The 25,477-nt window shown below is 68.7% G+C and carries 20 protein-coding genes, 1 rRNA gene and 1 pseudogene; 9 read left to right on the forward strand and 13 right to left on the reverse strand.

Annotated elements, in window-relative coordinates; translation table 11 throughout:
- Positions 1 to 83, forward strand: a 5S ribosomal RNA gene (gene rrf / locus ACBJ59_RS59085); the annotation flags it as partial.
- 1,354 nt (positions 84 to 1,437) lie between these two features.
- On the opposite strand, the gene ACBJ59_RS59090 is transcribed toward rrf, so the two are convergent.
- The 3 genes and pseudogenes from ACBJ59_RS59090 to ACBJ59_RS59100 all read right to left on the reverse strand — a co-directional run bounded on the left by ACBJ59_RS59090 (position 1,438) and on the right by ACBJ59_RS59100 (position 3,417).
- The gene (locus tag ACBJ59_RS59090; RefSeq protein WP_375118780.1) at positions 1,438 to 1,839 is read right to left on the reverse strand and encodes a hypothetical protein; all 402 of its coding nucleotides are present in this window, start codon (positions 1,837 to 1,839) and stop codon (positions 1,438 to 1,440) included.
- 58 nt (positions 1,840 to 1,897) lie between these two features.
- Positions 1,898 to 2,251, reverse strand: a pseudogene (locus tag ACBJ59_RS59095) (TIGR04222 domain-containing membrane protein); the annotation flags it as partial.
- Between the two features lie 401 nt (positions 2,252 to 2,652).
- Positions 2,653 to 3,417, reverse strand: coding sequence for a PhzF family phenazine biosynthesis protein (locus ACBJ59_RS59100; protein ID WP_375118726.1), 765 nt, complete (start codon positions 3,415 to 3,417; stop codon positions 2,653 to 2,655).
- A gap of 168 nt (positions 3,418 to 3,585) precedes the next feature.
- Between ACBJ59_RS59100 and ACBJ59_RS59105 the strand changes: the two genes are divergently transcribed.
- Entirely contained in the window at positions 3,586 to 3,969 is a 384-nt protein-coding gene (locus ACBJ59_RS59105; RefSeq protein WP_043633494.1) for a cell division protein SepF, read from the forward strand.
- A 378-nt stretch (positions 3,970 to 4,347) separates the two neighbouring features.
- On the opposite strand, the gene ACBJ59_RS59110 is transcribed toward ACBJ59_RS59105, so the two are convergent.
- From ACBJ59_RS59110 to ACBJ59_RS59130, 5 genes are all read right to left on the reverse strand, one after another.
- Positions 4,348 to 5,682, reverse strand: coding sequence for a hypothetical protein (locus tag ACBJ59_RS59110; protein WP_375118727.1), 1,335 nt, complete (start codon positions 5,680 to 5,682; stop codon positions 4,348 to 4,350).
- 120 nt (positions 5,683 to 5,802) lie between these two features.
- Positions 5,803 to 7,530, reverse strand: coding sequence for an arginine--tRNA ligase (argS, locus tag ACBJ59_RS59115; RefSeq protein WP_375118728.1), 1,728 nt, complete (start codon positions 7,528 to 7,530; stop codon positions 5,803 to 5,805).
- The gene (locus tag ACBJ59_RS59120; protein WP_375118729.1) at positions 7,527 to 9,842 is read right to left on the reverse strand and encodes an HAD-IC family P-type ATPase; all 2,316 of its coding nucleotides are present in this window, start codon (positions 9,840 to 9,842) and stop codon (positions 7,527 to 7,529) included. Before ACBJ59_RS59120 ends, argS begins: the two co-directional genes overlap by 4 nt.
- A gap of 40 nt (positions 9,843 to 9,882) precedes the next feature.
- Positions 9,883 to 10,902 (reverse strand): phosphate acyltransferase PlsX, encoded by a 1,020-nt coding sequence (gene plsX / locus ACBJ59_RS59125; protein ID WP_375118730.1) that lies wholly within the window; start codon positions 10,900 to 10,902, stop codon positions 9,883 to 9,885.
- 152 nt (positions 10,903 to 11,054) lie between these two features.
- The gene (locus tag ACBJ59_RS59130; protein WP_375118731.1) at positions 11,055 to 11,612 is read right to left on the reverse strand and encodes a DUF1707 domain-containing protein; all 558 of its coding nucleotides are present in this window, start codon (positions 11,610 to 11,612) and stop codon (positions 11,055 to 11,057) included.
- A gap of 177 nt (positions 11,613 to 11,789) precedes the next feature.
- On the opposite strand from ACBJ59_RS59130, the gene ACBJ59_RS59135 reads away from it, so the two are divergent.
- Entirely contained in the window at positions 11,790 to 13,106 is a 1,317-nt protein-coding gene (locus ACBJ59_RS59135) for a KamA family radical SAM protein (protein ID WP_375118732.1), read from the forward strand.
- Between the two features lie 596 nt (positions 13,107 to 13,702).
- Positions 13,703 to 14,506 carry a hypothetical protein gene (locus ACBJ59_RS59140; RefSeq protein ID WP_375118733.1) on the forward strand — a complete coding sequence of 268 codons (804 nt, stop codon included), beginning with the start codon at positions 13,703 to 13,705 and terminating at the stop codon, positions 14,504 to 14,506.
- A gap of 903 nt (positions 14,507 to 15,409) precedes the next feature.
- On the opposite strand, the gene ACBJ59_RS59145 is transcribed toward ACBJ59_RS59140, so the two are convergent.
- The 3 genes from ACBJ59_RS59145 to ACBJ59_RS59155 form a co-directional block, all read right to left on the reverse strand.
- On the reverse strand, positions 15,410 to 15,565 hold the full coding sequence (locus tag ACBJ59_RS59145) for a hypothetical protein (protein ID WP_364135597.1): 156 nt from the start codon (positions 15,563 to 15,565) through the stop codon (positions 15,410 to 15,412).
- A 276-nt stretch (positions 15,566 to 15,841) separates the two neighbouring features.
- Positions 15,842 to 16,708, reverse strand: coding sequence for an ABC transporter ATP-binding protein (locus ACBJ59_RS59150; RefSeq protein WP_364135594.1), 867 nt, complete (start codon positions 16,706 to 16,708; stop codon positions 15,842 to 15,844).
- Entirely contained in the window at positions 16,701 to 17,636 is a 936-nt protein-coding gene (locus ACBJ59_RS59155; protein ID WP_364135591.1) for an ABC transporter permease, read from the reverse strand. Before ACBJ59_RS59155 ends, ACBJ59_RS59150 begins: the two co-directional genes overlap by 8 nt.
- A 473-nt stretch (positions 17,637 to 18,109) precedes the next feature.
- Here ACBJ59_RS59155 and ACBJ59_RS59160 point away from each other — a divergent pair, with 473 nt between their 5' ends.
- The 5 genes from ACBJ59_RS59160 to ACBJ59_RS59180 all read left to right on the forward strand — a co-directional run bounded on the left by ACBJ59_RS59160 (position 18,110) and on the right by ACBJ59_RS59180 (position 23,836).
- Positions 18,110 to 19,747 carry an ABC transporter substrate-binding protein gene (locus ACBJ59_RS59160; protein WP_375118734.1) on the forward strand — a complete coding sequence of 546 codons (1,638 nt, stop codon included), beginning with the start codon at positions 18,110 to 18,112 and terminating at the stop codon, positions 19,745 to 19,747.
- 126 nt (positions 19,748 to 19,873) lie between these two features.
- Complete coding sequence (locus ACBJ59_RS59165) at positions 19,874 to 20,818, forward strand: ABC transporter permease (protein WP_364135586.1); 945 nt, start codon at positions 19,874 to 19,876, stop codon at positions 20,816 to 20,818.
- The gene (locus ACBJ59_RS59170; RefSeq protein ID WP_375118735.1) at positions 20,811 to 21,785 is read left to right on the forward strand and encodes an ABC transporter permease; all 975 of its coding nucleotides are present in this window, start codon (positions 20,811 to 20,813) and stop codon (positions 21,783 to 21,785) included. Before ACBJ59_RS59165 ends, ACBJ59_RS59170 begins: the two co-directional genes overlap by 8 nt.
- A gap of 13 nt (positions 21,786 to 21,798) precedes the next feature.
- Positions 21,799 to 22,836 (forward strand): ABC transporter ATP-binding protein, encoded by a 1,038-nt coding sequence (locus ACBJ59_RS59175; RefSeq protein ID WP_364135580.1) that lies wholly within the window; start codon positions 21,799 to 21,801, stop codon positions 22,834 to 22,836.
- Positions 22,820 to 23,836 carry an ABC transporter ATP-binding protein gene (locus tag ACBJ59_RS59180; protein WP_375118736.1) on the forward strand — a complete coding sequence of 339 codons (1,017 nt, stop codon included), beginning with the start codon at positions 22,820 to 22,822 and terminating at the stop codon, positions 23,834 to 23,836. The genes ACBJ59_RS59175 and ACBJ59_RS59180 overlap by 17 nt, the downstream gene beginning before the upstream one ends.
- Positions 23,837 to 23,881: 45 nt before the next feature.
- Here ACBJ59_RS59180 and ACBJ59_RS59185 read toward each other — a convergent pair whose 3' ends face one another.
- Entirely contained in the window at positions 23,882 to 25,063 is a 1,182-nt protein-coding gene (locus tag ACBJ59_RS59185; RefSeq protein WP_375118737.1) for a lipid-transfer protein, read from the reverse strand.
- Positions 25,060 to 25,464: a Zn-ribbon domain-containing OB-fold protein gene (locus ACBJ59_RS59190; RefSeq protein ID WP_375118738.1), complete on the reverse strand. Its 405-nt coding sequence runs from the start codon at positions 25,462 to 25,464 to the stop codon at positions 25,060 to 25,062. The genes ACBJ59_RS59185 and ACBJ59_RS59190 overlap by 4 nt, the downstream gene beginning before the upstream one ends.
- Between the last annotated feature and the right edge of the window lie 13 nt (positions 25,465 to 25,477).

Genomic DNA, 25,477 nt, shown 5'->3' on the forward strand with positions numbered 1-25,477 from the left:
ACATTCCGAACCCGGAAGTTAAGCTTCTCAGCGCCGATGGTACTGCACTCGGGAGGGTGTGGGAGAGTAGGTCACCGCCGGACAATCTTTTGGGGAGGGCCCCGACGCCAACGCGTCGGGGCCCTTTCTGCGTTTGTGGAGCTTTACGCTTCCCGCGTGGAGGGCTTCTGGCTGTCGGCTGGGCTGTCAGGTGGGTGCTTGAGGTCTTGTCGCTGTTCGGTAGGTGCGTGGGAAGCAGCACCGGGGCGAGAGGCTTCGGCATGATCCGGGGCTGCGTGTCCGGGAGTGGGCTCGGGACCCTGGCCTTCGTGATGGCTTTGGTAACGGCTGCGTGGCCGAGTTCAGTGGTGGGCGGCTTCGAATTGCTCGGTGTCCTACGATTGCGTGGTCGTTCGCGTGGTGAAAGACGTGGGTGCGTCGTAGCGTAGGCGCGGATGTTGCAACTGGCCTCGATTCACCAGGCGAATTTGCACAGCCGGATATGGTCCCCGCGCCGGCTGGTTCGGTCGACGAAGGTTCTCCTGGCCCGTGGCTTGAGGACTTGGTGATTGGTGGGTGGGCGTCCTTGGGTGTCTGTGTCGCCCGGTCCATCGTGCGGGGGATGAGGTCGATGCGGTAGCCGACATCGACTCCGGCCGGTGCCAGGTCTCGCCCTGCCCAGTTCGGGTGCCCGAGGGCTCGCGTCCGGCATCGAGAGCATGGTCTCGACATCGCCTCCGCTGGTCTCGGAGATCCCACGTGGGTCCTGGAGCCCGTGCGCTGCGGCAGGCGTCACGCGGTCTCGGAAACTCGACCCGGTTCGATGACCACAGAGGGCTCACGGGGTCAGCGCTCTTGCGGGCTGACGAGCTTCCCGCTCACCGTTGCGGTCTGTGCGTCAGGGTCCACGATCACAGAGTTGATGTCCGGCGGCCGGTACTCGCGTATGGGGCCCTGGCTCTGGGTGCCGTCGGCAACCTCGGTGGGGCCGTACGACTGCTGCGCGACCCTGTGGCCGGAGTGCGCACGCCCACCACGATGCGCGGCGACAGCGCTTTGGATCGGCATCCTGGTCGTGGGCGTGCCTACGCCAGCTGATGCCGGCGTCGCGCTGCGGCGGGAGTTGTGGCGGCGTGAACCGCGCAGGATGACAAAGACTTGCTCGCGGACGAAGGTGCGGGCGAGCGTGCGAACGAGCGCGCGCTCGGAGGTGCGGACGGGGCTTGGTGGCGGTGGTTACCACGGCGCCCTGGCTGGCCTGTCGGTGCTGGCGGTCAGCGGTGCTGTGATCGGTGTCCGTGCTGCCACGGCCGTACTTGGCCTGGAATCGGAAGCCCCATTGGGTGAGGACTGACGATGGGGCTACAGCTGCCGGGGTCACGCTGATTCTCCGAGTCGGGCGGCTCCCGGGGCACGGTCATTTCGGTGGACGTTTGTGGTCACCGCATGTGTACGGGGTCAGTCCCCGCCACCGCATCCCCCGCCACAGCCCCCTCCGCATCCCCCTCCGACTGTGGAAGTGCCGCTGCTGTCGCTGCCGCCGGACCAGGAGCCCGCGTCGGACCGGCGGCCGCCGTGCGATTTCGCGGGCTGGGGTGGACGGGCTATGAGCTCGACGAACACGACGGGATCGCTGATCTTGCCCAGTCCGTGCAATGCCAGCGGCATGGCGATCGCGTCGGTGTCGGAGTCGTACGTCCGCCTGCGTAATGCCTTCTTCAGGTGGCGGCGTCCCTCGCGAGAGTAACGGATGTAGGGATCCGTGGCGTAGAGGGTTCTGGCCGCGAGGGCGACGACCCAGCAGGCGACGAACCCCACCAGGCCGGGCATCATCGCCTGCGGCGTGCCTGTCACCAGCATCGTGATCCCGGTAACCACGATGCCGAGCGGCGCGAGGACGCGGATTACGGCGAGCGCGCTGAGCCTCTCTGATCTTGTACGCCGTCCGGTCTTCCGCTCGTCGGCGCAGCATCTTGAACACCCTTTGTTCCAGGGGATGCTCGGCGGGCGCCATTCCGGACACGCGGTGGAGTGTGCTGCCCCGGGAGACACGGATGCGGCCCTGCTCGGCCAGTAACCCGATCGCGGTGTCGGCCACGCGCGAGGGACCGCCAACCAGGTGGGCGATCTCGTAGTAGTCCGGTTCGGTGTCCTCCTGCTCGCGCGCTTTGCGCCGGAATTCGGCCTGTGTCCGCTCTCCGACCACGACTGCGGCGATGACGACCGCTCCCAGAAGCGCCGCCAAGATGATCAGGACAACCGCCACCTCCACCTCCCCGGACTCTCAGTTGGACCCGCAAGGCGGACATACCGGTTTCTACCCGGTGGGGCCGCGGTGGAAATCGAGGTTCGTGGAATCTTCTCAGCGTGCGTGATGAAGATCTGGCAGGAAGGTGTCCCGGCCGCCTGTGCGGATGCACATGGCGGCGGAGGGGGCGAGGGGAGCTGTGCGGATGCACATGGCGGTGGGGATAGTGCGTGCGGACGCACATGGCGGCGGGACGGTGGCGAGCGTGTGCGTCGAGGCGTTCAGGGGTGCAGGAGGTCGGCTCGCCGGCTCAGCGCGAACGTCGGCATTGCCTCACGGCAAGCAGGCACCGCGCCGTACGCTGCGAAGCGGGTGTCGCCGTTGCGGCGATCAGCGACTGGCTGAACGTCTACTGAAGCGCGCCCCTAGATGTGCAGCGTGCCGGACACGACGGTCACCGCTTGCCCGGCCAGGTGGACGCGGTCGCCGGCGTGGGTGACGTGGACGAGGCCGCCTCGGGCCGAGAGTTGGGCGCCCACGAGGGACTCTCTGCCCAGACGCGCCGACCAGTACGGGGACAGCGCGCAGTGGGCCGAGCCCGTGACCGGATCCTCCGGTACGCCTACGTTCGGGGCGAAGAAGCGGGAGACGAAGTCGGTCTCCTTGCCCGGTGCCGTGACGATGACGCCTCGCGCGTCCACGGCGGCCAGGGCGGCGATGTCGGGGGTCAGCGATCGTACCGTTGCCTCTGACTCCACCTCGACCAGCAGGTCGAGGTGGCTTTTACCGACTCGCACCGGTGTGACCCCAAGTGCTTTCTTCAGGCCGACCGGAACCGGGGCCGGGGTCACCACCTTGGCCGGGAAATCCATTGTGATCATGTCGTCGGCGCGCCGATTCACGGTAAGCGTCCCGCTGGCCGTGCTGAATTCCAGCTGGCCCGTCGCCGCACCGGTCGAATAGAGCACATGGGCGGTCGCGAGAGTGGCATGCCCACAGAGCGTAACCTCTACCGCCGGAGTGAACCAGCGCAGCGAATCCCCGAGCAGGAAGGCGGTCTCGGAGAGGTTCATCTCGTTGGCTACGCTCTGCATCCATCGGTCAGAAACCGGAGAGTCCAGCAGGCAGACCGCTGCGGGATTACCCTTGAAAGCTGTGCCGGTGAAGGCGTCGACGGTGAAGAGGCGCATGTGGCCGATGGTATACGGGGGTCGGATATCCAGCTGCAAGCAGGCTGCAAGCCGTACAAAATGGAATTAGGGCTGGGCGTGTCGCGTGGCGAATGCGGAATCGTCGGTTACCGTCCAATGTGTAGGGACGTGCCGATTACGGTGAGTTCCTGAGGAAAGGACAAGCCGATGGGGGCAGTGCGCAAGGTGGTGAGCTACCTTGGCCTGAGCGGGGTCGATCACTACGACGAGGGCTATGACGACGACGAGCACTACGAGGACGAGTACGTCCCCGCGACCGAGCGGGCCGCCCGGCGGTGGCGCGCGAACGTCGACTCGTCGCGGATCGTGATGGTTCAGCCGCTCAAGTACAACGACGCACCGTTGATCGGTCAGCATTTCCGTGACGGGCAGACGGTGATCATGGACGTCACGGGCATGTCGATGTCCGAGGCGACCAGGATGGTGGACTTCGCCGCCGGCCTGGCTTTCGGGTGTGAGGGGCGGATCGAGCGCATCGCCGAGCGCGTCTTCCTGCTCGCGCCGGCTCACGTGGAGATCGAGACCACCTAGGCCAGCCCCGTTCCGAGCGCGGATCTTCGGGCGGGGCCGGCCAGGGGAGGGCTCGGGCTTCGTAAGATCGTGCTTGTGGTGGGCGGTTTGATGGGATTTATCGGAATGGCCGCCTCTGTGTTGTGCCCGGGGAGCGGCCTTCCGGTTCGGAAAGCCTTACTCCCGCGCCCGGTCCGGGGAGCCCTTACTCCCGAGCCCGGTCCGGGGAGCCTTACCCCCGCGTCCGGTCTGCGGACGCCTTCCTCCTGTCCCGTCAGGGGGCTTTTCTCCCGTCCCGTCCTGGGGGAAGCGGCTTGTCCCAGAGCGGCTTATCCCGTCCGGAGTGGTGTTCCCCCCAAGGAGTGGTGTTCCCCCTGAGGTTCTGTCTCTGAGGTTCCGTCAGTGGGCGGCGCGGGGGCCGCGGCGGATCAGGCGGGTCAGCTCGGCTGCGTCCTCGGCGGCCTGCTTCGCGCGGGCGTCTGATTCGCGGGCGTACGCGTGTAGCGCCCAGACTGCTCCCTCGGCCAGCTCCTTCAGCTCGCTGACCTGGCCGGCCACGTAGCGGGCGTCGGCCTCGACGAGCTTGCGGCGCTGCCAGAGCTGCCAGCCGGCCAGGCCGATCATGGCCACGGCGGCCGCGGCGAGCAGGCGGGTGGCGAAGGCCGCGCCGATGAAGCAGGCGACGCCCGCGACGATCAGCACCATGGCGGCCCACGGGCGGGCGCGCGGCACCACGCCCTCGGTGACGATCGACTCCTCGGCCGCGGCCAGCGAAGCCTGGTCGGGACCCTCCGGGTGCAGAAGGATGCGGTGGCCGAGCAGCGGCACCGTCAGCGTGGCAGGCGGCTCCAGGCGGCTGTCGGCCTCGAGCTCCTCGGCCACGCCCCGCAGGATCGGCGCCGCCACGTGCAGCGCGATCGCGGCCAGGTGCGGGTCGGCGCCGGGGCGCAGGTCGTCGAGCAGGTAGGAGCTCAGCGAGGCCATCGGCCCGGCGCTGCCGCCCTGGCCGATGAGCGCGCGCAGGACGGCGAGCGGCTCGTCCTCGGCCCAGCTCGCGGCGGGGCTGGCCGAGGCGTTGTCGAGCGGGGTGGCGGTGTCGTGCTCGGTCTGCCGGGCCGAGGTGATCTCCGCACATCGTCCGCGTAGCCGGGCCAGGCGGGCGGCGGCCACGGCGGGCCGGGCCAGCTCGGGGATCTCCGCCATCTCCGGGAAGTCCACCAGCGACGGCGGCACGACCACGGCGGGCTCGCCGGGCGCGATCGCCTGCACCCACTGACGAGGGTCGGCGTGCTCCTGGACGGCCAGCGCGTCGAGTTTGCGCAGCACGAAGATCTTGCCGGCGGGGCCGTACGCCCCCCGGGCGGCGGCCAGCCAGAGCGAGCGCTGGCCGTGGGAGACCGGGCGGTCGAGCGACAGCTCGCCGAAGGCGGTGCCGAGCCAGGAGGCGTGGATGCGGCTGCCCTGCCCGGACACCGCCAGCGCCAGGCAGAGGAAGAGCGCGGTCTGCTGCTGGTCTCTGCCGGCGGCCCTGCTCAGCGGTTCGAGCGGGTCTTCGCCCGCGAGGATGGCGACCAGCGCTTCGACGGCCGGGGGCAGCCAGTAGCCGGGTACGTCGCGAAAGCTGGGTGCGGCCGGAGGCGCGGTGCCCTTGGCGGCGAGGTGCGCCAGCAGCGCTTCGGCATAGCGATGCAACTCGGTCGCTGCTGGGGGGCTCGCAGTCAGGTCCGTGCTCAAGGCAGAGAACTCCCCCAAATCGGCCTCAGTTCATGACCGCGTAAAGCCTAACCGTTGGGGCGCGCCAACCCGGTGGAGGCGCGCCCACGACGGAACGGGAGACTTTGAGTCAACTGCCTGTTACATGCGCTCGGGGACAGGGACGCCTAGAAGGTCGAGGCCGGTTTCCAGCACGCGCAACGTCAGCGCGCACAGGGCCAGCCGGTGGGCTCGGGTCTCGGGGTCGACACCCTCCTTGACCACCGGGCACTCCTCGTAGAACGTGCTCAGCAGGCTCGCCGTCTGGAAGAGGAACGCGCACAACCGGTGCGGCTCGGAGTCGGCGGTGACCTGCGAGACGAGCTCGCCGAAGCCCAGCAGATGGAGGCCCAACGCGCGCTCGGCCGGTGCCGCGAGCACGATGGGGGCCGTCGCCTCGGCCGGTGCGATGCCCGCCCTACGGAAGATCGAGCGGATGCGGGCCGTCGCGTATTGCATGTAGGGGCCGGTGTTACCGGTCGTGGCCACCATGCGGTCGAGATCGAAGACGTATTCGCTGTCGTGGCTGACCGACAGGTCGGCGTATTTCACGGCGGCCATGCCGACGGCGTGGGCGATCTCCCGCCGGGTTGCCTCGTCGTAACCCCGCTCCTCGATCAGCTTGCCGGCGCGGTCGATGGCCTCCTGGAGCAGGTCCATCAGCTTGACCGACTCGCCGGAGCGGGTCTTGAACCGGCGGCCGTCCTTGCCCAGCATCATGCCGATCCGCACGTGCTCGGCCTTGACCGTGTCGGGCAGCCAGCCCGCCAGCCGCGCCGCCGAGAACACCATCTGGAAGTGCAGCGCCTGCTCGTTGCCCACGACGTAGAGGATGCGGTCGGCCTTGAGGTCGTTGACGCGGTAGCGGATGGCGGCCATGTCGGTGGTGGCGTAGCCGTAGCCGCCGTCGCTCTTCCTGATGATGAGCGGCAGCGGCCTGTCGTCGGAGCCGGTGAAGCCGGGCGGGAACACGCAGAGCGCGCCGTCGCTGATCTCCGCCGTCCCGGACGCCTCCAGGTCGTCGCAGGTCTTCTGGAGCATCGGGTTGTACATGCTCTCGCCGGCGATGTCGGCGTCGGTCAGCGTGACGCCGAGCAGGTCGTAGACCTTGTTGAAGAAGCGCACGGTGGCGTCCATGAACACGTGCCACAGCCGCAGCGTCTCGGGGTCGCCCGACTGCAGGGTGCTCACCCGCACCCGCGCACGGGTCTTGAACTCCTCGTCGTTGTCGAACTTGGCCCGCGCCGCCTGGTAGAACTCGGTGCCCTGGCCGGCCTCGAGCTGCTTGACCGCGGCCTCCTCGCCCATGTCGAGCAGGTGCTCGACGAGCATGCCGAACGGCGTGCCCCAGTCGCCCAGGTGGTTCTGCCGGATGACGGTGTTGCCGAGGTGCTCGTGCAGGCGCGCCAGCGAGTCGCCCACGATCGTGGTGCGCAGGTGGCCGACGTGCATCTCCTTGGCCGCGTTGGGCGCGGAGTAGTCGATCACCACGGTCTGCGACGGCGTGATCGTGCCGACGCCGAGCCGCGGGTCGGCCAGCATCTGGCGGGCCTCGGACTCGATCCACGAGTCGGCGAGGGTGATGTTGAGGAAGCCGGGGCCGCTGACCTCGACCGTGCCGGGGAAGTCGGACAGCTCCGCCCTGATGGCCTCGGCGACCTCCCGCGGGGACCGTCGCAGGCGCTTGGCCAGGCTCATCGCGACGTTCGCCTGGAAGTCGGCGAACTGGGAGGGCCGGATCAGCGGATCTGCGTCGGCGTGCTCGGAGCCGAACGCGCGGGCCAGCGCCTGCTGGACGCGCTCGGTGAGCACTATCTGCGGGTCGGTCATGTTCTAAGGGTACCGGCGACCTTGACCGCCACGCTTGTCATAAGGGCCGCCAAGATCGAGATGCCGACGGCGGTCAGGTCGTTGCCGAGGTTGCCGGGTTCGAGGGCGAAGAACTCCCTGATGAAGGGCAGCGTCAGGCCGATCGCGAACAGCACCGCCATGGATCCGACCAGCGCCGCCCGCCACCAGGTCAGCGGCCTGGCGATGAGCACGAGCACCCACCACGTGGTGAGGAAGAGCGTGATCACGGCGGCCGTCTGGTTCTCCAGCAGCGTGGCGGCGCTCTTGTGCGCGGCCCAGAACGACAGCAGCACCGCCGCCGCGCACAGCACCCCGGCGGGTACGGCGAAGCGCAGCACCCGGGGCACGAACCCGGGCTTGGCTCGCTCGAGGGTCGGGGCCAGCGCGAGGAAGAACGCCGGGATGCCGATGACCAGGGCGTTGGTCAGGGTCGAGTGGCGCGGCGCGAACGGGAACGCCACCCCGGCCACCCCGACGAGCAGCGACAGCACGATCGCGTAGAAGGTCTTGGTGAGGAACAGGTTGGAGACCCGTTCGATGTTGGCCAGCACCCGCCTGCCCTCGCCCACGACGTGCGGCAGCGTGGCGAACTTGTCGTCGAGCAGCACCACCTGCGCGACGGCCTTGGTGGCGGGGCTGCCCGCGCCCATCGCGATGCCCAGGTCGGCGTCCTTCAGCGCGAGCACGTCGTTGACGCCGTCACCGGTCATGGCCACGGTGTGGCCGCGGGCCTGCAGCGCGGTGACGAACTCCCGCTTCTGCCGCGGGGTCACCCGGCCGAAGACGGTGTGGGTGTCCAGCAGCTCGCCGAGCGCGGCGGGGTCGTCGTGCGGCAGCGTCCTGGCGTCGATCGAGCGCTCGCCGCCGGGGATGTCGAGGCTCGTCGCGATGGCCGAGACCGCCACCGGGTTGTCGCCGGAGATGACTTTGACCGTCACGCCCTGCTTGGCGAAGTACCGCAGGGTTTCGTGGGCGTCGGGCCTGATGCGCTGTTTGAGGGTGATGAGCGCGACGGGCTCGACGGCCGCCTCGCCGCGTTCCGTCCCGGCCAGGCTGTCGGTACGGCACAGCACCAGCACGCGCGTGCCCGTGGCGGCCAGCTCGGCGGCCCTGTCGTAGGTGTCGCCGGTGTGCAGCAGCACGTCCGGCGCGCCGAGCACCCAGGCGCCGTGCTCGCCGAAGTCGGCGCCGCTCCACTTGCGGGCCGAGGAGAACGGCACGGTGGAGCGGGCGGTCCAGCCGTCGGGGGCGGCTGGGTAGCGGACCCTGACGGCCTCGGCGGTGGCGTTCGGGTGGCCGTCGACGTTGGCCAGCGCGGCCAGGGCCTCCTCGACCGGCTCGCCGTCGCGTACGGGGAGGACCTGGTCCAGGTCCATGCCGCCGGCGGTGAGCGTGCCCGTCTTGTCCAGGCAGAGCACGTCCACCCTGGCCAGGCCCTCGATCGCGGGCAGCTCCTGGACGAGGCACTTGCGCCGGCCCAGGCGTACGACGCCGACCGCGAACGCGATCGAGGTCATCAGCACCAGGCCCTCGGGGATCATGGTGACGATGCCGGCGACCGCGCCGGTGATGGCGGTGCGCAGGTCGGCCGAGTTGTGCAGCTGGCTGTAGATCAGCAGGGCGCCGATCGGGATGACCAGCCAGGTGATGTACTTGATGAAGTTCGCCACGCCCGCGCGCAGCTCGGAGTGGGCGAGGTGGAACTTGCTGGCCTCCTCGGCGAGCTGCACGGCGTACGCGTCGGTGCCCACCTTCGTGGACACGAACGCCCCCGAGCCCGCCACCGCGAAGCTGCCCGACAGGACCCGGTCGCCAGGGTGCTTGTGCACGGGGTCGGCCTCGCCGGTCAGCAGCGACTCGTCCACCTCGAGCCCGTCGGAGTCGATCACCTCGCCGTCGACCAGCAGGCGGTCGCCGGGGCCGAGCAGGATGAGGTCGCCCAGGACCACGTCGCGGGGGTGGATCTCGCGCTCCCCGCCGTCGCGGCGCACGCGTACGGGAGCCTCGTTGATCACCGCGAGCTTGTCGAGCGTGCGCTTGGCCCGCAGCTCCTGGATGATGCCGATCAGCGCGTTGGCCACGATGACCAGCCCGAACAGGCTGTCCTGCCACTCGCCGAAGACCAGGATCAGCGCCCACAGCACGCCGATGACCAGGTTGAAGAGGGTGAACACGTTCGCCCTGACGATCGCGCTCAGCGACCTGCTCGACCGGCGCGGGACGTGGTTCGCCTTCGCCACCGCCGCCTGAGCCGAGGTGAGGCCATGCGCCATCGAGGTGAGCCCGTCCACATAACCCCCCGTATCTGTGGATCGGTCACACCCTAAGGGGTCACCACAATCTGTGGGAGCGACTTTGGGAGGTCATCCGGTCGCCGATGGCGGGCACGACACCGGCCGCCGACAGGTCCGCGGCGAGCCGGCAGGCGGCGCTGATCCCCTGTGCCCTGGAGGCGCCGTGAGTGATGACGACTGTGCCGTTCAGGCCGAGCAGCACGGCTCCTCCGTGCGCTTCGGCGTCGAGGCGGCGGCGCAGGTCGCGGATGCGCGAGCGCTGCATGACGGCGCCCAGCCGGGCCAGCCTGCTGTCGCTGATCGTCTCCCTGAGCTCGGCGAACGCGTAGCGGACCGCTCCTTCCATGGTCTTCAGCGCCACGTTGCCGGTGAAGCCGTCGGTGGTGATCACGTCGACCTTGCCGGTCAGCAGGTCGTGGCCCTCGACGTTGCCGGCGAAGTTCAGGCCGGGGGAGCCCTGCAGCAGCTCGTGGGCCCGTTTGACGAGCTTGTTGCCCTTCTCGGCCTCGCTGCCGATCGTGAGCAGGCCGACCTTGGGGTCCTGGATGTCGTGGGCGAGCTCGGCGTACGTGGCTCCGAGGTGTGCGAACTGCACCAGCATCTCCGGCTTGACCTCGGCGTTGGCGCCGGCGTCCAGGAGCACGGCGGGGGTCGGCAGGGTGGGGAGGGCGACGGCGATGGCCGGTCTGAGCACGCCCTGCTGGCCCTTGAGGCGCAGCCTGCCGGTGGCCACGATGCCCGCCGTGGAGCCCGCGGACACGACGGCCGCGGCGTCGCCCCGGCGTACGAGGTGGCAGGCGACCGCGATGCTGGAGCGGGGCCGGCGCAGGCTGGCCAGCGCGCCCTCGTCCATGGACAGCGCCTCCTCGGCGCGTACGATCGGCACCTCCTTGGTGGCGTCGTGGTCGGCGAGCGCTTCGTAGAGGACGCGTGGCGAGCCGACGAGCACGACGGCCAGGCCGCGCTCGCGCACGGCGTGCACCGCCCCGGCCACGATCTCGTGGGGTGCGTGGTCCCCGCCCATGGCGTCGAGCGCGATGGGCCTGCTGTCGGACAATGATCACCTCGTACGGCATCGAGCCCGCCGTCACGGCTTCGGCCGGAACGCGGGCTCGGTATGTCCGCATCGCAGGCAAGGCAGGTGCCAGGTTAACCGGCGGGTAGGCCCTGTTGGTTCCCCTGAGAGCACGTTCCAGTCCTGGCCACGCCCTAGTGCAGGTTCCAGTCGTCCTTTCCGCGGCTGACGATCACCTTGGAGAACATCGAGGAGCCGGTGAGCCTGATCAGCGGCCCGTCGCCCGTGGAGCCGCCTGTCACGTTGCGCTTGCCGAAGGTCGAGCTGCCCTCGTCGATCACGTGGGCGTTCTCGGGGACGCGGACGATCAACTTGCTGAACCGGGCGCTCGTCTGGATCGTGATCTCGCGCCCAGGCAGCACGGCGTCCGACAGGTCTATGATGAGCGCCCCGAACCTGGCCGACAACGTGGTGTGCCGGGAAGCCACCCAGCGTCCCTTGCGGACGACCTTGCTGAACTTGGAGCTGATCACCTGCTGCTCGACGGCGGCGGGCGCACTGGACGCGGACACCTCGGGAAGGTCCCGGGTGATGGGGACGAGCTCGCCGAGCGTCTTGGCCGTGTAGGCGACCTCGAGGCGGTCGGCGTGCTCGACGCTGGTGAGTCTTCCTGTGGCGAGTGCCTCGCCGAGCACCGCGGCCACGCGGTCGCGGTCGGCGTCTGAGGCGCGCAGGTCGGGGTCATCGGTCACGATAAGTCAGTCTATGCCCCTACGCGATATGTCGCGAGTGTCCCGAACCTCAAGGAAAACTTGGAGCCCAGCGGAACCGGTGACGCCGGTAAGCGCGTCCGGGTATTAAGAACCGTAGACGCGCGACAGGGTCGTGAGGTTTACACCCGATCGAACAAAAAAGATGGGAAAGGCCTAGTGATCTTGAACCAAGCAGGCACCCGACGCTTCCGGGCGTACACGTCCAAGCACCTCGACCAGCTCCTGCAGCGTGCGGGGCTGGGGGACGACGAGCGGCTCAAGGTCCGCGCCGTCGCCACGGTGCTGCCCTTTCGGACGAACGCCTACGTCGTGGATGAACTCATAGATTGGTCGGCTGCCCCCGACGACCCCATATACCGGCTCGTCTTCCCGCAGGCGGACATGCTGCCCGCGGCCGACGTCGCCCGCCTGGCCGACCTGCTGAAGGCCGAGGCGCCCAACACCGAGATCCAGGCCGAGGCCAACCGCGTACGCGCACAGCTCAACCCGCATCCCGCAGGCCAGAAGGAGCTCAACGTCCCGAAGATGGGGGATGAGCCGGTTCCTGGCATGCAGCACAAATATTCGGAAACCGTGCTCTTCTTCCCCAAGCAGGGGCAGACTTGCCACGCCTACTGCACCTACTGCTTCAGGTGGGCGCAGTTCGTCGGTGACGCGGACCTGAAGTTCGCCTCCGACGACATCGACCAGCTGGTGAGCTACATCCGCCAGCACCCCGAAGTCACCAGCGTGCTGATCACGGGTGGCGATGCGATGATCATGGGCGAGCCGGTGATCAGGCGATATATCGACCCGTTGATCGAGATCGAGCAGCTCGAATCCATCAGGATCGGCACCAAGGCGCTGGCCTACTGGCCGCAGCGCTTCACCACGGACCCCGACGCCGACGACACGTTGCGCCTTTTCGAAAAGGTGGTGGGCGCGGGGAAGAACCTCGCGTTCATGGCCCACTTCTCACATCTGCGCGAGCTGGAATCGCCGCTGGTCGGGTCGGCGGTCGAGCGCATCCTCGGCAGCGGGGCCACGATCAGGACCCAGGCTCCGCTGATCAGGTCCATCAACGACGACCCGGACGTGTGGTCGGCCATGTGGCGGCGTCAGCTCAGGATGGGGATGATTCCCTATTACATGTTCGTGGAGCGCGACACCGGGCCTCAGGACTACTTCGCGGTGCCGCTGGCACGGGCGTACGAGATCTTCAGGGACGCGTACGCGACCGTGTCGGGGCTCTGCCGCACGGTCCGCGGGCCGTCGATGTCGGCCACGCCGGGCAAGGTGTGCGTCGACGGCGTCATGGAAATCGCCGGGGAGCAGGTCTTCGTGCTCCACTTCATCCAGGCCCGCGACCCATCGCTGGTGGGGCGGCCGTTCTTCGCTCGTTACGACCCGTCCGCGGTGTGGCTGACGGATCTGCGTCCCGCCTTCGCCGACCGTTTTCCGTTCGAACCCGCGGAAGCTCTCCTGCCCATCTGATCGGCCGCGCGCGTCCACCGCGACCGGCGAAAACCGGCGCCCCCGGCCCGTGACATTTGTTTTCACGACCCTTTGTTCACGGGCCGCCGGGGCGCCCTCCGCGCTTCGGCCACGCGCCCGCGCGTATGCGCGCAATATCGGAAACAAGACCCGCCTATTTCCGTTTTGTCTTCCCGCTCAACGCTCCCCCTTTACTCGGTAACCGGGCTGCAAACCCCTGCTACATGGGCATTCATGCGCCTGCGGCCGATCAACCCGAGTGATAGAACTGCTTGCGTAGCTCAGCCGTGGCGGCACGCTCAGTGTGGTGCCCATAGCGCGCACGCAACGGCATACGGGGGTTATCGATTCGCATTTCCACCGCATTCGAGAGCGATCGATCACGAGCCGGGAAGGCAATCATGAATCGAGTAGTCAAGACGGCGATTGCCGTCACAGCATTCGGCTTGGCGGCTGCGGCGATGGCCGTGCCAGCTCAAGCGGAAGTTCAATACAACACCGCCAGGTACGCTCCTATCGACGGCCCGGGCGGAGGCACCACAGCTGCAGCCGGCAGCCCACTCGGCAGTCTCCTGGGCGGCCTGGTCGGGGGCGGCGTGCTGGACGGCCTGCTCGGCGGCTCCAAGCCCAAGTCCGGCGCCCACCCGGGCGGCCAGATGACCGAGGCCGAGCGTGACGCCGCCAGCGAGAACCAGGCCGAGCCCGGCAGCTCGGCCAACGCGGCCGAGGACGTCCTCCGCGGCGGAGGCCCGCTGCCCGAACTGTCGCCCATCGTCGCGGGGATCCCGCTCGGCGGGGGCGGCCTGACCGAGTCGCTGCCGGTCCTGTCGGGCGCGGCGCGTATGGCGCAGCCCGGCATGCCCTCGGTGAAGGCGTCCAAGCAGGGCCAGGGCGAGCTCCTGGCCCCGGACACCACCGTGCACGGCACCGTCGGCTCCATGACCGGCATGCTGGGGTCGCCCGTCGGGGGCGCGACGACCGGGCTGCCCGGCGCCAACCTGCTGCCGGCCTCCGGCGCCAGCGTCCTGGACACCAGCACCGCCACGGCCAAGACCATGAACGGCACCACCAAGGGTGTCGAGTCCCTGTCGGCCGACACCGTCGTGGCCGGCCTCTCCGAGGCCGCCCGGCGCGCGCTGCCGCACGCCTCGAGCGGTCAGCTGTCCCCGGTGATCGGGCAGGTCGCGCCCGCCGAGATGGCGCCGGTCGTCGAGGTCCTGCCCGCCACCTCCCAGGCCGCCTCCATGGACGAGCTCACCCCGCTCGTCGAGGACTCCTCGGCCTTCGTCACGGCCACCGGGACCAAGGCCGCAGGCTCCTACAGCGACGTGATCACCGCCCTCGGCTGGACCACCGACGCGCTGACGAGCTCGGTGCGGAACTCCTGGATTCGCGACTAGGACGCGATGGAGGCGCTGATGAACGAGGTCGGCCGAGGGCCGGCAGGACGGTTCGCGGGCGTCCTAGGTGCCGACGCCCGGGCACCGGCCCCGCCGGCGACGAGGCGGCCCGTTCACGCGCCCCAGCAGTTCCCTGACGGCGTGCATCCCCTTGCCCGGGGCCCCTTCACCAACGGGGTCCCCCGGTCGGGGCCCGCCGGTCCGGAGCTCAGGACCGGGGCCCTGCCTCTTGGGACGCCGTCGCGCTGACGCGGCAGGCCGACGGGGCGCCCAAAGGTGCCGGGCGCCCGAGGCACTGACGCGCGTGGGTTGCGAGGTCCCCCGCGCAAGCGGGCGGTCTCATCTCGGGCCCGGGCGGACGCGCCCGCGCCCAGGGCGCGCTCGCGTACCGCGCCGCCACTGCAGGGCAGCGGCGCCGCGCGAGCCCCCACCGCCGGCCCCACCCCGGGGCCGGCGGCCTTTTCATGATCCCCTCTTTTTACAGAAACGATCTTTTACGGCGGAGCCGGCGTCACCGCCACCCGCCGCACGTGGCTGGTGGCCTCCAGGAATACGCCCGCTGACCGCCACGTGGCGGGCCGCCGTCACGCGCGCCTCCTTGCCCGCCCGAGGGCTGAATCGCCGCCCACCCAGGACAGCCGTGCGAGGCGCCGAGAAGCTCTTGCGGCCGTGATCTCCCGGCCGCCGTTGTCCGGAGACCGGAGCCAGGCCCTACGGGCCGCACAGGACCGCCCACACGACTCCCCGGCCACCCGCGGGCTTCGCCGGCCGGAGTCGAACGGGCCCGCTGTCGTGCGGCCGCCGGCGGAACGACCCGTGTCCAGTGGGTCGCCATCGCGCGGGCCGGTGTCGGACGGCCGTGTGGAACTGCCCGCGTCTGGGGGGTCGCCGGTCCGGGTGGCCTCAGGGGAGGCGGACGCCGGTGCGGCGGGCGATCTGGGCCTGCAGCCGGGCCATCTGCCAGTGCAACTCGATCAACTGCTCGGCGAGCTGCATTCTCGGGATCTCGGACACGTCCTCGGTGTCCAGGTGGTCAATCGCGGCCGCAAGCTCTCCCATGGCGCGCCCCCACTCCATCACCATTCCCCGGATCGAATTGACGTTCGAATCCTATCGGAACGGCAGGCTCGGTGTCAGTCATTTGCCCCATGGGTCGCCGCAGTTTCGCACACAAGATCGAACATCGAACCACCACGAAGCCGGGCAACCTGGGCTCGCGTAACGGCGGCACGCCACTGAAGGGCCAGCGACCGTTGCATGGAGGGCCATCGGCCGAAGTGCGGCAGGTGGCACGCCACGGCACCGCGTAACAGATGGGAAGGCCCCTCGGACGGGTCAGCCCTTGTTGTAGGCGGAGATGACTTCCTTCGGGTCGCCGTCCATCTTGATCTTGCCCTTGTGCAGCCAGATGACCCGGTTGCAGGTCTCCTCGATGACCCGCAGGTCGTGGGCGACGAGGAAGACCGTGCCGGCCGACTCGCGGATCTGGCGGATGCGCTCCTCGCTCTTCTTGCGGAACTCGCGGTCACCGGTCGCCAGGGCCTCGTCGATCAGGAGGACGTCGTGGGTCTTGGCGGAGGAGATGGCGAAGCGCAGGCGGGCGCCCATGCCGGAGGAGTAGGTGGACATGGGCAGCTGGACGAACTCGTCGATGCCGGAGAAGTCGACGATCTCCTGGTATTTCTCCCTGACCTCGGCGGGCGTCATGCCCATGGCGTAGCAGCCGAGGACGATGTTGCGCTCGCCGGTCAGCTCGCGCATGAGGGCCGCGTTGACGCCGAGCAGCGAGGGCTGGCCGTCGGTGTAGACGGCGCCCTTGTGCGGGGGCAGCAGGCCCGCGATGGCGCGCAGGAGCGTGGACTTGCCCGACCCGTTGCGCCCCACGATGCCGATGGCGTCGCCGTGATAGGCCACGAAGGTCACGCCCTTGACCGCGTGGACCTCTTTCATCTGCGGGCGCCCCTGACGCTTCAGAATGCGCGTGAGGGCGTTGACCGCGTTGCCCTTCTCGTTGTCCGAGGCCGCCCCGTAGACGCGGTAGACGATGTGGAGATCGTCGACGATGACGGTGGGAGTGCCTGTGGGGACGTCGAGGGGCCGCTTGCCCGGGGGCTCCGGGTTGGGATGCACTCTCACATCCTTGCCGGGGTCGGCGGGCTTGTCGCCCTTCACCTGTGACAGCTCCTTGGTCAGTTCAGCCACGCCCGTACCTCTCCTCGGACCGCCAGAAGTACCAGAAGCCGAAGCCGAGTGCGAACACCGCCCAGAATACGCAAGACATCCACACCATCGGTGGCGGGTGGTGGCCGAACTCGGGGTTGTGGGTCTTGATGAGGATCTCCCGCATCCACTCGATGAAGGAGGCCGCCGGGTTGAGGTACATCACGTTGGCCACCCACTGGGGCAACTGTGCGGCCTCAACCACCTTGTCCTGGATCGAGAAGAACACGCCCGAGGCGTAGAGCCAGGTGCGGGTGATGAACGGCAGCAGCTGGTTGAGGTCGCGCATCGTGGCCCCGAGCCGGGCGACCACCAGGCCGGCGCCGACGTTGAACATCGTCTGCAGCGCGAGCACCACGGGGATCATCAACCAGTGCCACGTGGGCCACTCCTGGGTGGCGACCACGAGGGAGAGGAGCACGCCCATGGAGATGGCGAGCTGCTGGAGCTCCTGGATCGTGTAGGCCAGCGGCAGCGAGGCGCGTGGGAAGTGCAGCGCCCGGATCATCGACAGGTTGCTCGAGATCGACTTGGCGCCGGCGGTGACCGTCCGCTGCGTGAAGGTGAAGATGAACATCCCGGTCAGCAGGAACGCCGGGTAGTTCTGGATGTCCTTGCTGCCGCCCAGGATGACGCCGAACATCAGGAAGTAGATGGCGGCGTTGAGCAGCGGGGTCAGAACCTGCCACAGCTGGCCGAGCGCCGAGCTGGAGTATTTCGTGACGTTGCGCGAGGTCGCGTACGTCAGGATGAAGTGTCGCCGCTGCCACAGCTGGCGCACGTAGACAGGGAACCTCGGCCGGGCGATGGCACGGCGAAGTCCGTATCTCTTGGCGAGCTTGGCCAGCGGCTCCTGCCCGCTTCGGCCGCCCGCCTGGGCGTCCGCGACAGCGGATTCCGGCTGGCTCATGGCAAGGACTCTATTGGATCCCGGTCGGTGGGGTGCCTGTCGCGCGGGTTGGCGACAGACAGTTGGACGGAGTCTTCGGACGCCGGGTTCCAAGGCGTCGTCAAGACCTGCTCAACCGTAGCCCAGCGAGCCGGGGCGTGCTGGCAAGGGCGCGACCACCGTCATGTAGGGGGTAATTTTCATCGACTGTTCACGTCCAGGCCCTACCCGTTGGGGCTGGTTTGCACTGTTTGATGCTCTGTGTGCTAAATGTCTGTGACGCTGGATAGGCACACGTGTGACCGAACTGCAACGCGCCAGAGACTCGCTGGTGGCAAGTAGTAAGGGATAGTCGCGATCGACTGGCAGGGCGTCGGCTGGTTTGACCATGTCAGCCAAATCCGGGGGGATACCAGGAACCCCCCGTCAGGCTGCTCACGATCACCGCAGCTCAGCGCTTGGCGCCCACCTGTAGAGGGAGGAATTCTTTCACCATGCGTGTTACTAAGGGCGCACAGATCGTCGCCGGTACCGCGCTGCTCGCCCTCGCGGTTGCCGCGTGTGGCGGCGGTGCCACGGACAACGGCGGCACTGCCGCGGGCGGCGGAGAGACGCCGGTCCGCATGGAGATCGGTGAGCCTCAGGAGCTCCTGAACCCGCAGAACACGACCGAGACCGAGGGCTCCGAGGTGCTCGCCGCGGTGTTCTCGCCGCTCGTGAGCTACGACGAGAACAAGCAGCCGGTCGAAGAGGCCGCCGAGTCCGTCACCACGTCGGACAGCAAGGTCTGGACGATCAAGCTGAAGTCCGGCTACACGTGGCACGACGGCACCCCCGTGACCGCGGCGGACTACGCGCGCGCGTGGAACTACGCCGCCCTCCAGGACAACGCCATGGGCTCGTCCTACTTCTTCGGTCGCGTCGACGGCTACGCCGACGTGCACCCGGGTGAGGGCAAGACGCCGACGGCCAAGGAGATGAAGGGTCTCAAGGTCGTCGACGACTCCACTCTCGAGGTCACGCTCTCGGCACCGTTCTCGCAGTTCAAGACGATGCTGGGCTACACCGCCTTCTACCCGATGCCCAAGAGCGCCATCGGCGCCGACGGCAAGGTGACCCAGGCCTTCGGCGAGCAGCCGATCGGCCAGGGCCTGTTCAAGCTGGACAAGCCCTACAAGAAGGGCACCGACCCGACCATCGAGCTGTCGGTCTACGACAAGTTCCCGGGCAAGAAGCCGGCCGGCTGGACGAAGCTCCAGTTCAAGGTCTACACGAGCTCCGAGACCGCGTGGAACGACCTCCAGGCCGAGAACCTCGACATCCACGACTCCCTGCCGGCCACCGCCATCTCCACGGCGAAGTCGGTGCTGGGTGACCGCTACTTCGACGAGCCCGACGCCTCCATCGGCCACATCGGCGTGCCGCTGAAGTACAACAAGGAATTCGAGAGCGTCGACGTGCGCAAGGCCATCTCGATGGCCATCGACCGGAAGACGATCACCGACACGGTCTTCTCCGGCACCCGCGCCCCGGCCGACGACTTCATCAACCCGGCCATCCCCGGCTACCGCCAGGGCGCCTGCGAGGCGTGCACGTACAACCCGGCCGAGGCCAAGAAGCTGTACGAGGCCGCCAACGGCCCCAAGACCATCGAGCTCGGCTACAACGCAGACGGCGGCCACAAGGAGTGGATCGAGGCCGTCGCCAACAACCTGCGGGCCAACCTGGGCATCGAGGTCACGCCGAAGCCGTTCGAGAAGTTCCAGGGCATCCTGGACGCCCTGGACGCCAAGGAGTACAAGGGCCTGTTCCGCATGGGCTGGGCCATCGACTACCCCTCGGCGGAGAACTACCTGACCCCGATCTTCAACACCGGCGCCATCGAGACGGGCTCCAACTACGGCGGTTACTCCAACAAGGAGTTCGACGAGCTGATGGCCAAGGGCGACCAGGCCGCGGACGCGAACGAGGGCCTGAAGTTCTACCAGCAGGCGGACGACATCCTGCTGAAGGAGCTGCCGTACATCCCGATCTACTTCTACCGGAGCAACTTCGGGCACTCGACGAAGGTCAAGAACGTCAAGCTCAACCTGCTCAACCAGATCAACTGGGCCGACGTCGAGAAGGCCTGACGTCATTCGCGCGGTGGGCGGCACTTGCCGCCCACCCGTTGGATGGCCGAGCTTGGAGGCAGTCACTCGGGCCGGGTAAACCACGGACTCAGGGGGCTGCCTCCAAGTATGTACCGGAGGGCTTGAATGGGCCGATATGTCATTAGGCGACTGATCCAGGCGATACCCGTCCTGCTCGGCGCCACGCTACTCATCTTTTGCATCGTCTTCGCTCTGCCCGGGGATCCCATCGCGGCGTTGTTCGGAGACAAGCGCCCGGACCCCGCCGTCGCCGCGGTCCTGCGCGAGCAGTATCACCTCAATGATCCGTTGTTGCTGCAGTACTGGTACTACATCAGCGGCGTGCTCTTCCGTGGCGACTTCGGCGTGAACTTCGCCGACATCCCGGTGTCCCAGATCATGGCGGGCAAGTTCCAGATCACGCTGAACCTCGCCCTGACCGCGCTGGTGATGGAGGCCGTCATCGGCGTCGGCCTGGGCCTGTGGGCGGCGCTGCGCCGCGGCAGGGCCACCGACACCATGATCCTCGCCTCGACGCTGCTGCTGATCTCGGTCCCGACGCTGGTGACCGGCTTCGTGCTGCAGCTCCTGCTGGGTGTGAAGCTCAAGCAGTGGACGGGACTCGACATATTTCCCGTGGCGGGCACCTTCGCGGGCTGGCGCAGCTACCTGCTGCCCGGTTTCGTGCTCGCGGGAACGTCGATCGCGTACCTGACCAGGCTCACCAGGACCAGCCTGGTGGAGACCCTGAGAGCGGACTACATCCGGACGGCCACGGCCAAGGGCCTGTCCAGGCGGCGCGTCATCGGCCGGCACGGCTTGCGCAACGCGCTGATCCCGCTCGTCACCTATCTGGGCGCCGACCTCGGCAACCTGATGGGCGGCGCGGTGATCACGGAGACGATCTTCAATCTCCAGGGAATTGGCAATCAGCTCTTCCAGTCGGTTTACTTGCGAGAACAACCGGTCGTGGTGGGCATCATCACGGTGCTGGTGCTGATCTACATCCTGGCCAACCTGGTCGTCGACTTGTTGTACGCCGTGCTCGACCCGAGGATCCGCTATGAGTAACCCAACCCCGCCGGTCGGGCCGGGGCTCCCGGAGACGCAGACGCTGGTCCCGGACACGGTTCCCGCACCGTCGCCGCGGCGCGCGGGCAAGCGGGCCAAGGGCGGCAAGCCCGCCAGCCTGTGGACCGACGCGTGGTACGACCTCAGGCGCCGGCCGATGTTCATCCTCTCGGTGATCATCGTTCTGGTCCTGCTGGTCATGTCGGCCATGCCCTGGCTGTTCAGCTCGATCGACCCGACCGTCGCCAGGACCTGTGACCTGTCCACGGCGCGGCAGGGGCCCAGCGCGGGCCACCTGTTCGGCCGCGACAACCTCGGCTGCGACGTCTACGCCAGGACGATCTACGGAGCCCGCAACTCCATCGTGATCGGCGTGCTCACCACGATCATCACCACGTTCGTGGGCGGCCTGCTCGGCATCATCGCCGGGTTCCGCAGCGGCATGGTCGACACGGTGTCCTCGCGGGTCACGGAGATCTTCTTCGCCATCCCCCCGATCCTCGGCGCGCTGCTGATCGCGGCCACGTTCCGCGGCCGGGCCAACAGCATCCTGCTGGTGATCCTCGCGCTGGCGGTGCTCGGCTGGCCGATGGTGTTCCGCATCATGCGGGCCGCGGTGATCACGGCGAAGAACCAGGACTTCGTGGTCGCGGCCAGGGCACTGGGCGCCGGCTCCAGCCGGATCATGTTCCGCCACCTGCTGCCGAACTCGCTGGCCCCCGTCATCGTGGTGGCCACGATCAACCTGGGCGGCTTCATCGCTGCCGAGGCCGCGCTGTCGTTCCTGGGTGTCGGCGTGCAGTCGCCGGACATCTCATGGGGCCTGATGATCGCCGACGCGCGCAACAGGTTCCTGGAGGCTCCGTTGCCGCTGGTGTTCCCGGCCGTGTTCCTGAGCATCACGGTGCTCGCGTTCATCATGATGGGCGACGCCGTGCGCGACGCGCTCGACCCGAAGCTCAGGTAGAAGGGGGGATCAAGTGAAGAAGACGTCTTCGGATGTGTTGCCCGCCGAGGGAGGGCTGGGCGACGAACCGCTGCTCGCGGTCGAGGACCTGCACGTGGAGTTCCGTACGCGGGCAGGTGTCGTACGAGCGGTCAACGGCGTGAGCTACACGGTCAGCCCCGGTGAGACGCTCGCGGTGCTGGGCGAGTCGGGTTCGGGCAAGTCCGTGACGGCCCAGGCCATCATGGGCATCCTCGACATGCCGCCCGCGGTCATCCCCAAGGGGCAGATCCGCTTCAGGGGCACCGACCTGCTCAAGCTGTCGGAGGAGGCCCGCACGCAGGTGCGCGGCCAGCGGATCGCGATGATCTTCCAGGACGCGCTCTCCGCGCTCAACCCGGTCTTCACCGTGGGCTGGCAGATCAGCGAGATGTTCCGGGTGCACCGGGGCATGTCCAAGTCCGACGCCCTGAAGAGGACCGTCGAGCTGATGGACCGGGTCCGCATCCCGGCCGCCAGGCAGCGCGTGCACGACTACCCCCACCAGTTCTCCGGGGGCATGCGCCAGCGCATCATGATCGCCATGTCGATCGCGCTGGACCCCGAGGTGCTGATCGCGGACGAGCCGACCACGGCGCTCGACGTGACCGTCCAGGCGCAGATCATGGAACTGCTGGCCGAGCTGCAGCGCGAGAGCCAGATGGGCCTGATCCTGATCACCCACGACCTGGGCGTCGTCGCCGACGTGGCCGACAAGATCGCGGTCATGTACGGAGGCCGCATCGTGGAGAAGGCCCCCGTGTACGACATCTACAAGGCTCCGGCGCACCCGTACACGAAGGGCCTGCTGGACTCGATCCCCAGGGTCGACCAGAAGGGCCAGGACCTGTACGCGATCAAGGGCCTGCCGCCCAACCTGCTGGACCTGCCGTCAGGATGCGCGTTCCATCCCCGGTGCCCGTACCGGCAGGACAACTGCGTGACCGACGTCCCCCCGCTCTACGAGATCAGCGGCACGCGTGGCAGCGCCTGCCACTACTGGAGGGAGGTCCTCGATGGCGAACGGCAGTGAGCGCATCCTCGAGGTACGCGATCTGGTCAAGCACTTCCCGCTGACCCAGGGGATCCTCTTCAAGAAGCAGATCGGCGCGATCAAGGCCGTCGACGGCGTGTCGTTCGATCTGAACAAGGGCGAGACGCTGGGCATCGTGGGCGAGTCGGGCTGTGGCAAGTCCACGCTCGCCAAGGTGCTGATGGCGCTGGAGCGGCCCACCTCGGGCTCGGTCAAGATCAACGGCCGGGACATCGGCAAGGCCAAGGGCGGCGAGCTCAAGGCCATGCGCCGCAACATCCAGATGGTGATGCAGGACCCGTACACCTCGCTGAACCCCCGGATGACCGTCGGCGACATCATCGGTGAGCCGTACGAGATCCACACGGAGGTCGCCCCCAAGGGCGACCGGCGCAAGAAGGTGCAGGAACTGCTGGAGGTGGTGGGGCTCAACCCCGACCACATCAACCGTTACCCGCACCAGTTCTCCGGCGGCCAGCGGCAGCGCATCGGCATCGCCCGGGGTCTGGCGCTGCAGCCGGAGATCATCGTCTGCGACGAGCCCGTCTCCGCGCTCGACGTGTCGATCCAGGCGCAGGTCATCAACCTGCTGGAGCGGCTGCAGAATGAGTTCAACCTGGCCTACATCTTCATCGCCCACGACCTGTCGGTGGTGCGCCACATCTCCGACCGGGTGGGCGTGATGTACCTGGGCAAGTTCGTGGAGCTGGGCAAGGACACGGAGATCTACGACCGGCCGGCCCACCCGTACACGCAGGCGCTGCTGTCGGCGGTGCCGGTGCCCGACCCCGAGGGGCGCGAGCAGCGCGAGCGGATCATCCTCCAGGGTGACCCGCCCTCGCCCGCGAACCCGCCCAGCGGGTGCCGGTTCCGTACGCGGTGCTGGAAGGCCCAGGAGATCTGCGCGGAGGAGGAGCCCCTGCTGCAGATCCGTCCGGGCACGGCGCACGAGAGCGCCTGCCACTTCGCCGAGACGCACGACGTGGTGCACGTCGGCTGACCTCGCGTCAGGAGGGCCCCTCGGGAGTCGTCCCGGGGGGCCTTCTCACGTGGTGACGATGACGGCCGAGCCGTGACCGAACAGGCCCTGGTTGGCCGCCAGGCCCACGCGGGCGCCGGCGACCTGGCGGGCCCCGGCCCGGCCGCGGAGCTGCGCCGTCAGCTCGCAGAGCTGGGCGATGGCCTGGGCCGGGATGGCCTCGCCGAACGAGGCCAGGCCGCCCGACGGGTTCACCGGGATCCGGCCGCCGAGCGCGGTCTCCCCCTCGCGCAGCAGCTTGTCCGCCTCCCCGGCCGGGCACAGCCCGACGTCCTCCATCCAGTCCAGCTCCAGCGCCGTCGACAGGTCGTACACCTCGGCCAGCGACACGTCCTCCGGGCCCACCCCGGCCTCCTCGTAGGCCGCGTACGCGAGCGCCGCCCTGAAGGGCCTCTCGGGGGCCGGTACGGCGACGCAGGAGTCGGTGGCGAAGTCCGGCAGCTCCAGCACCGTGTTGGGGAAGACGGGGGTGACCGTGGAGATGGCGGCCAGGCGGACGAGCGGCGCGCCCAGGCGGCGCGCGTACGACTCCGAGGCCAGCACCACCGCCGCGCCACCGTCGGAGGTGGCGCAGATGTCCATGAGGCGCAGCGGGTCGGCGACCATGGGCGAGGCCAGCACCTCCTCGGCGGTGACGGGCTTGCGGTAGCGGGCCAGCGGGTTGAGCGACCCGGCCAGCGCGTTCTTGACCTTGACGGCGGCGAAGTCCTCCGGGGTCGAGCCGTGCAGGGCCATGCGGCGGCGGGCGTAGAGGGCGAAGTACGCGGGGTTCGTGGCGCCCAGGAGGCGGAAGCGCAGCCAGTCGGGGTCGTCGGGACGGTCACCGCCCACCGGCTTGAAGAAGCCCTTCGGCGCCGCGTCCGCCCCGATCACGAGCGCGACGTCGCACAACCCCGCCAGGATCCTGGTACGCGCGATGTCCAGCGCCTGGGCCCCCGACGCGCAGGCCGCGTAGCAGGAGGCCACCCGCGCGCCCGACCAGCCCAGCGCCCTGGCGTAGGAGGCGCCGGAGACGAAGCCCGGGTAGCCGTTCCTGATCGTGTCCGCCCCGACCACGAACTGCACGTCGGTCCACGCCACCCCGGCGTCCCGCAGCGCCTCGCGGGCGGCCGCCACGCCGTACTCCAGGAAGGGCCGCCCCCACTTCCCCCACGGATGCATCCCGGTCCCCAGCACCACGACGCTCATGAAGCCTGCCCCCACATCCACACCAGCGGCCCGTCGGCCAGCGGTCCCGAGGTCAGCTCCAGCTCCATGCCCACCGCGAGCTGGTCGACCGTCAGGCCCCTGACCTGACCGAGCACCACGATGCCCACCTCGTCGAGCTCGACCGCGGCCAGCGTCACCGGCTCGTACGGCTGCGCCGCCACGTACGGCGCCGGCGGCGGGTAGCAGGCGTTCGTGTACGACCAGACCCGCCCGCGCCGCGGCAGCGGGAACTCCTCCATGTCCGCCCCCTCGCAGCGCGGATTAGGGCACGACTCCCGCCGGGGCGGGAAGCAGACCGTGCCACAGGCCGCGCACCTGGTGCCGAGCAGGCGGACGGCGTCCCCCTCGATGGCGAACCAGCCGTCGATCGCGTACGTCATAGCCGGAGTATCA

The sequence above is a fragment of the Nonomuraea sp. MTCD27 genome (assembly GCF_041950495.1).
Taxonomy (GTDB): Bacteria; Actinomycetota; Actinomycetes; order Streptosporangiales; family Streptosporangiaceae; genus Nonomuraea.

What these genes read in the sequence shown, in the direction of transcription:
- ACBJ59_RS59090 (WP_375118780.1), bottom strand. Translation starts at nt 1,839, where the DNA reads ATGCTGGTGACAGGCACGCCGCAGGCGATGATGCCCGGCCTGGTGGGG.
- ACBJ59_RS59100 (WP_375118726.1), bottom strand. Translation starts at nt 3,417, where the DNA reads ATGCGCCTCTTCACCGTCGACGCCTTCACCGGCACAGCTTTCAAGGGT.
- ACBJ59_RS59105 (WP_043633494.1), top strand. Translation starts at nt 3,586, where the DNA reads ATGGGGGCAGTGCGCAAGGTGGTGAGCTACCTTGGCCTGAGCGGGGTC.
- argS (WP_375118728.1), bottom strand. Translation starts at nt 7,530, where the DNA reads ATGACCGACCCGCAGATAGTGCTCACCGAGCGCGTCCAGCAGGCGCTG.
- ACBJ59_RS59145 (WP_364135597.1), bottom strand. Translation starts at nt 15,565, where the DNA reads ATGGGAGAGCTTGCGGCCGCGATTGACCACCTGGACACCGAGGACGTG.
- ACBJ59_RS59155 (WP_364135591.1), bottom strand. Translation starts at nt 17,636, where the DNA reads ATGAGCCAGCCGGAATCCGCTGTCGCGGACGCCCAGGCGGGCGGCCGA.
- ACBJ59_RS59160 (WP_375118734.1), top strand. Translation starts at nt 18,110, where the DNA reads ATGCGTGTTACTAAGGGCGCACAGATCGTCGCCGGTACCGCGCTGCTC.
- ACBJ59_RS59165 (WP_364135586.1), top strand. Translation starts at nt 19,874, where the DNA reads ATGGGCCGATATGTCATTAGGCGACTGATCCAGGCGATACCCGTCCTG.
- ACBJ59_RS59170 (WP_375118735.1), top strand. Translation starts at nt 20,811, where the DNA reads ATGAGTAACCCAACCCCGCCGGTCGGGCCGGGGCTCCCGGAGACGCAG.
- ACBJ59_RS59180 (WP_375118736.1), top strand. Translation starts at nt 22,820, where the DNA reads ATGGCGAACGGCAGTGAGCGCATCCTCGAGGTACGCGATCTGGTCAAG.
- ACBJ59_RS59185 (WP_375118737.1), bottom strand. Translation starts at nt 25,063, where the DNA reads ATGAGCGTCGTGGTGCTGGGGACCGGGATGCATCCGTGGGGGAAGTGG.
- ACBJ59_RS59190 (WP_375118738.1), bottom strand. Translation starts at nt 25,464, where the DNA reads ATGACGTACGCGATCGACGGCTGGTTCGCCATCGAGGGGGACGCCGTC.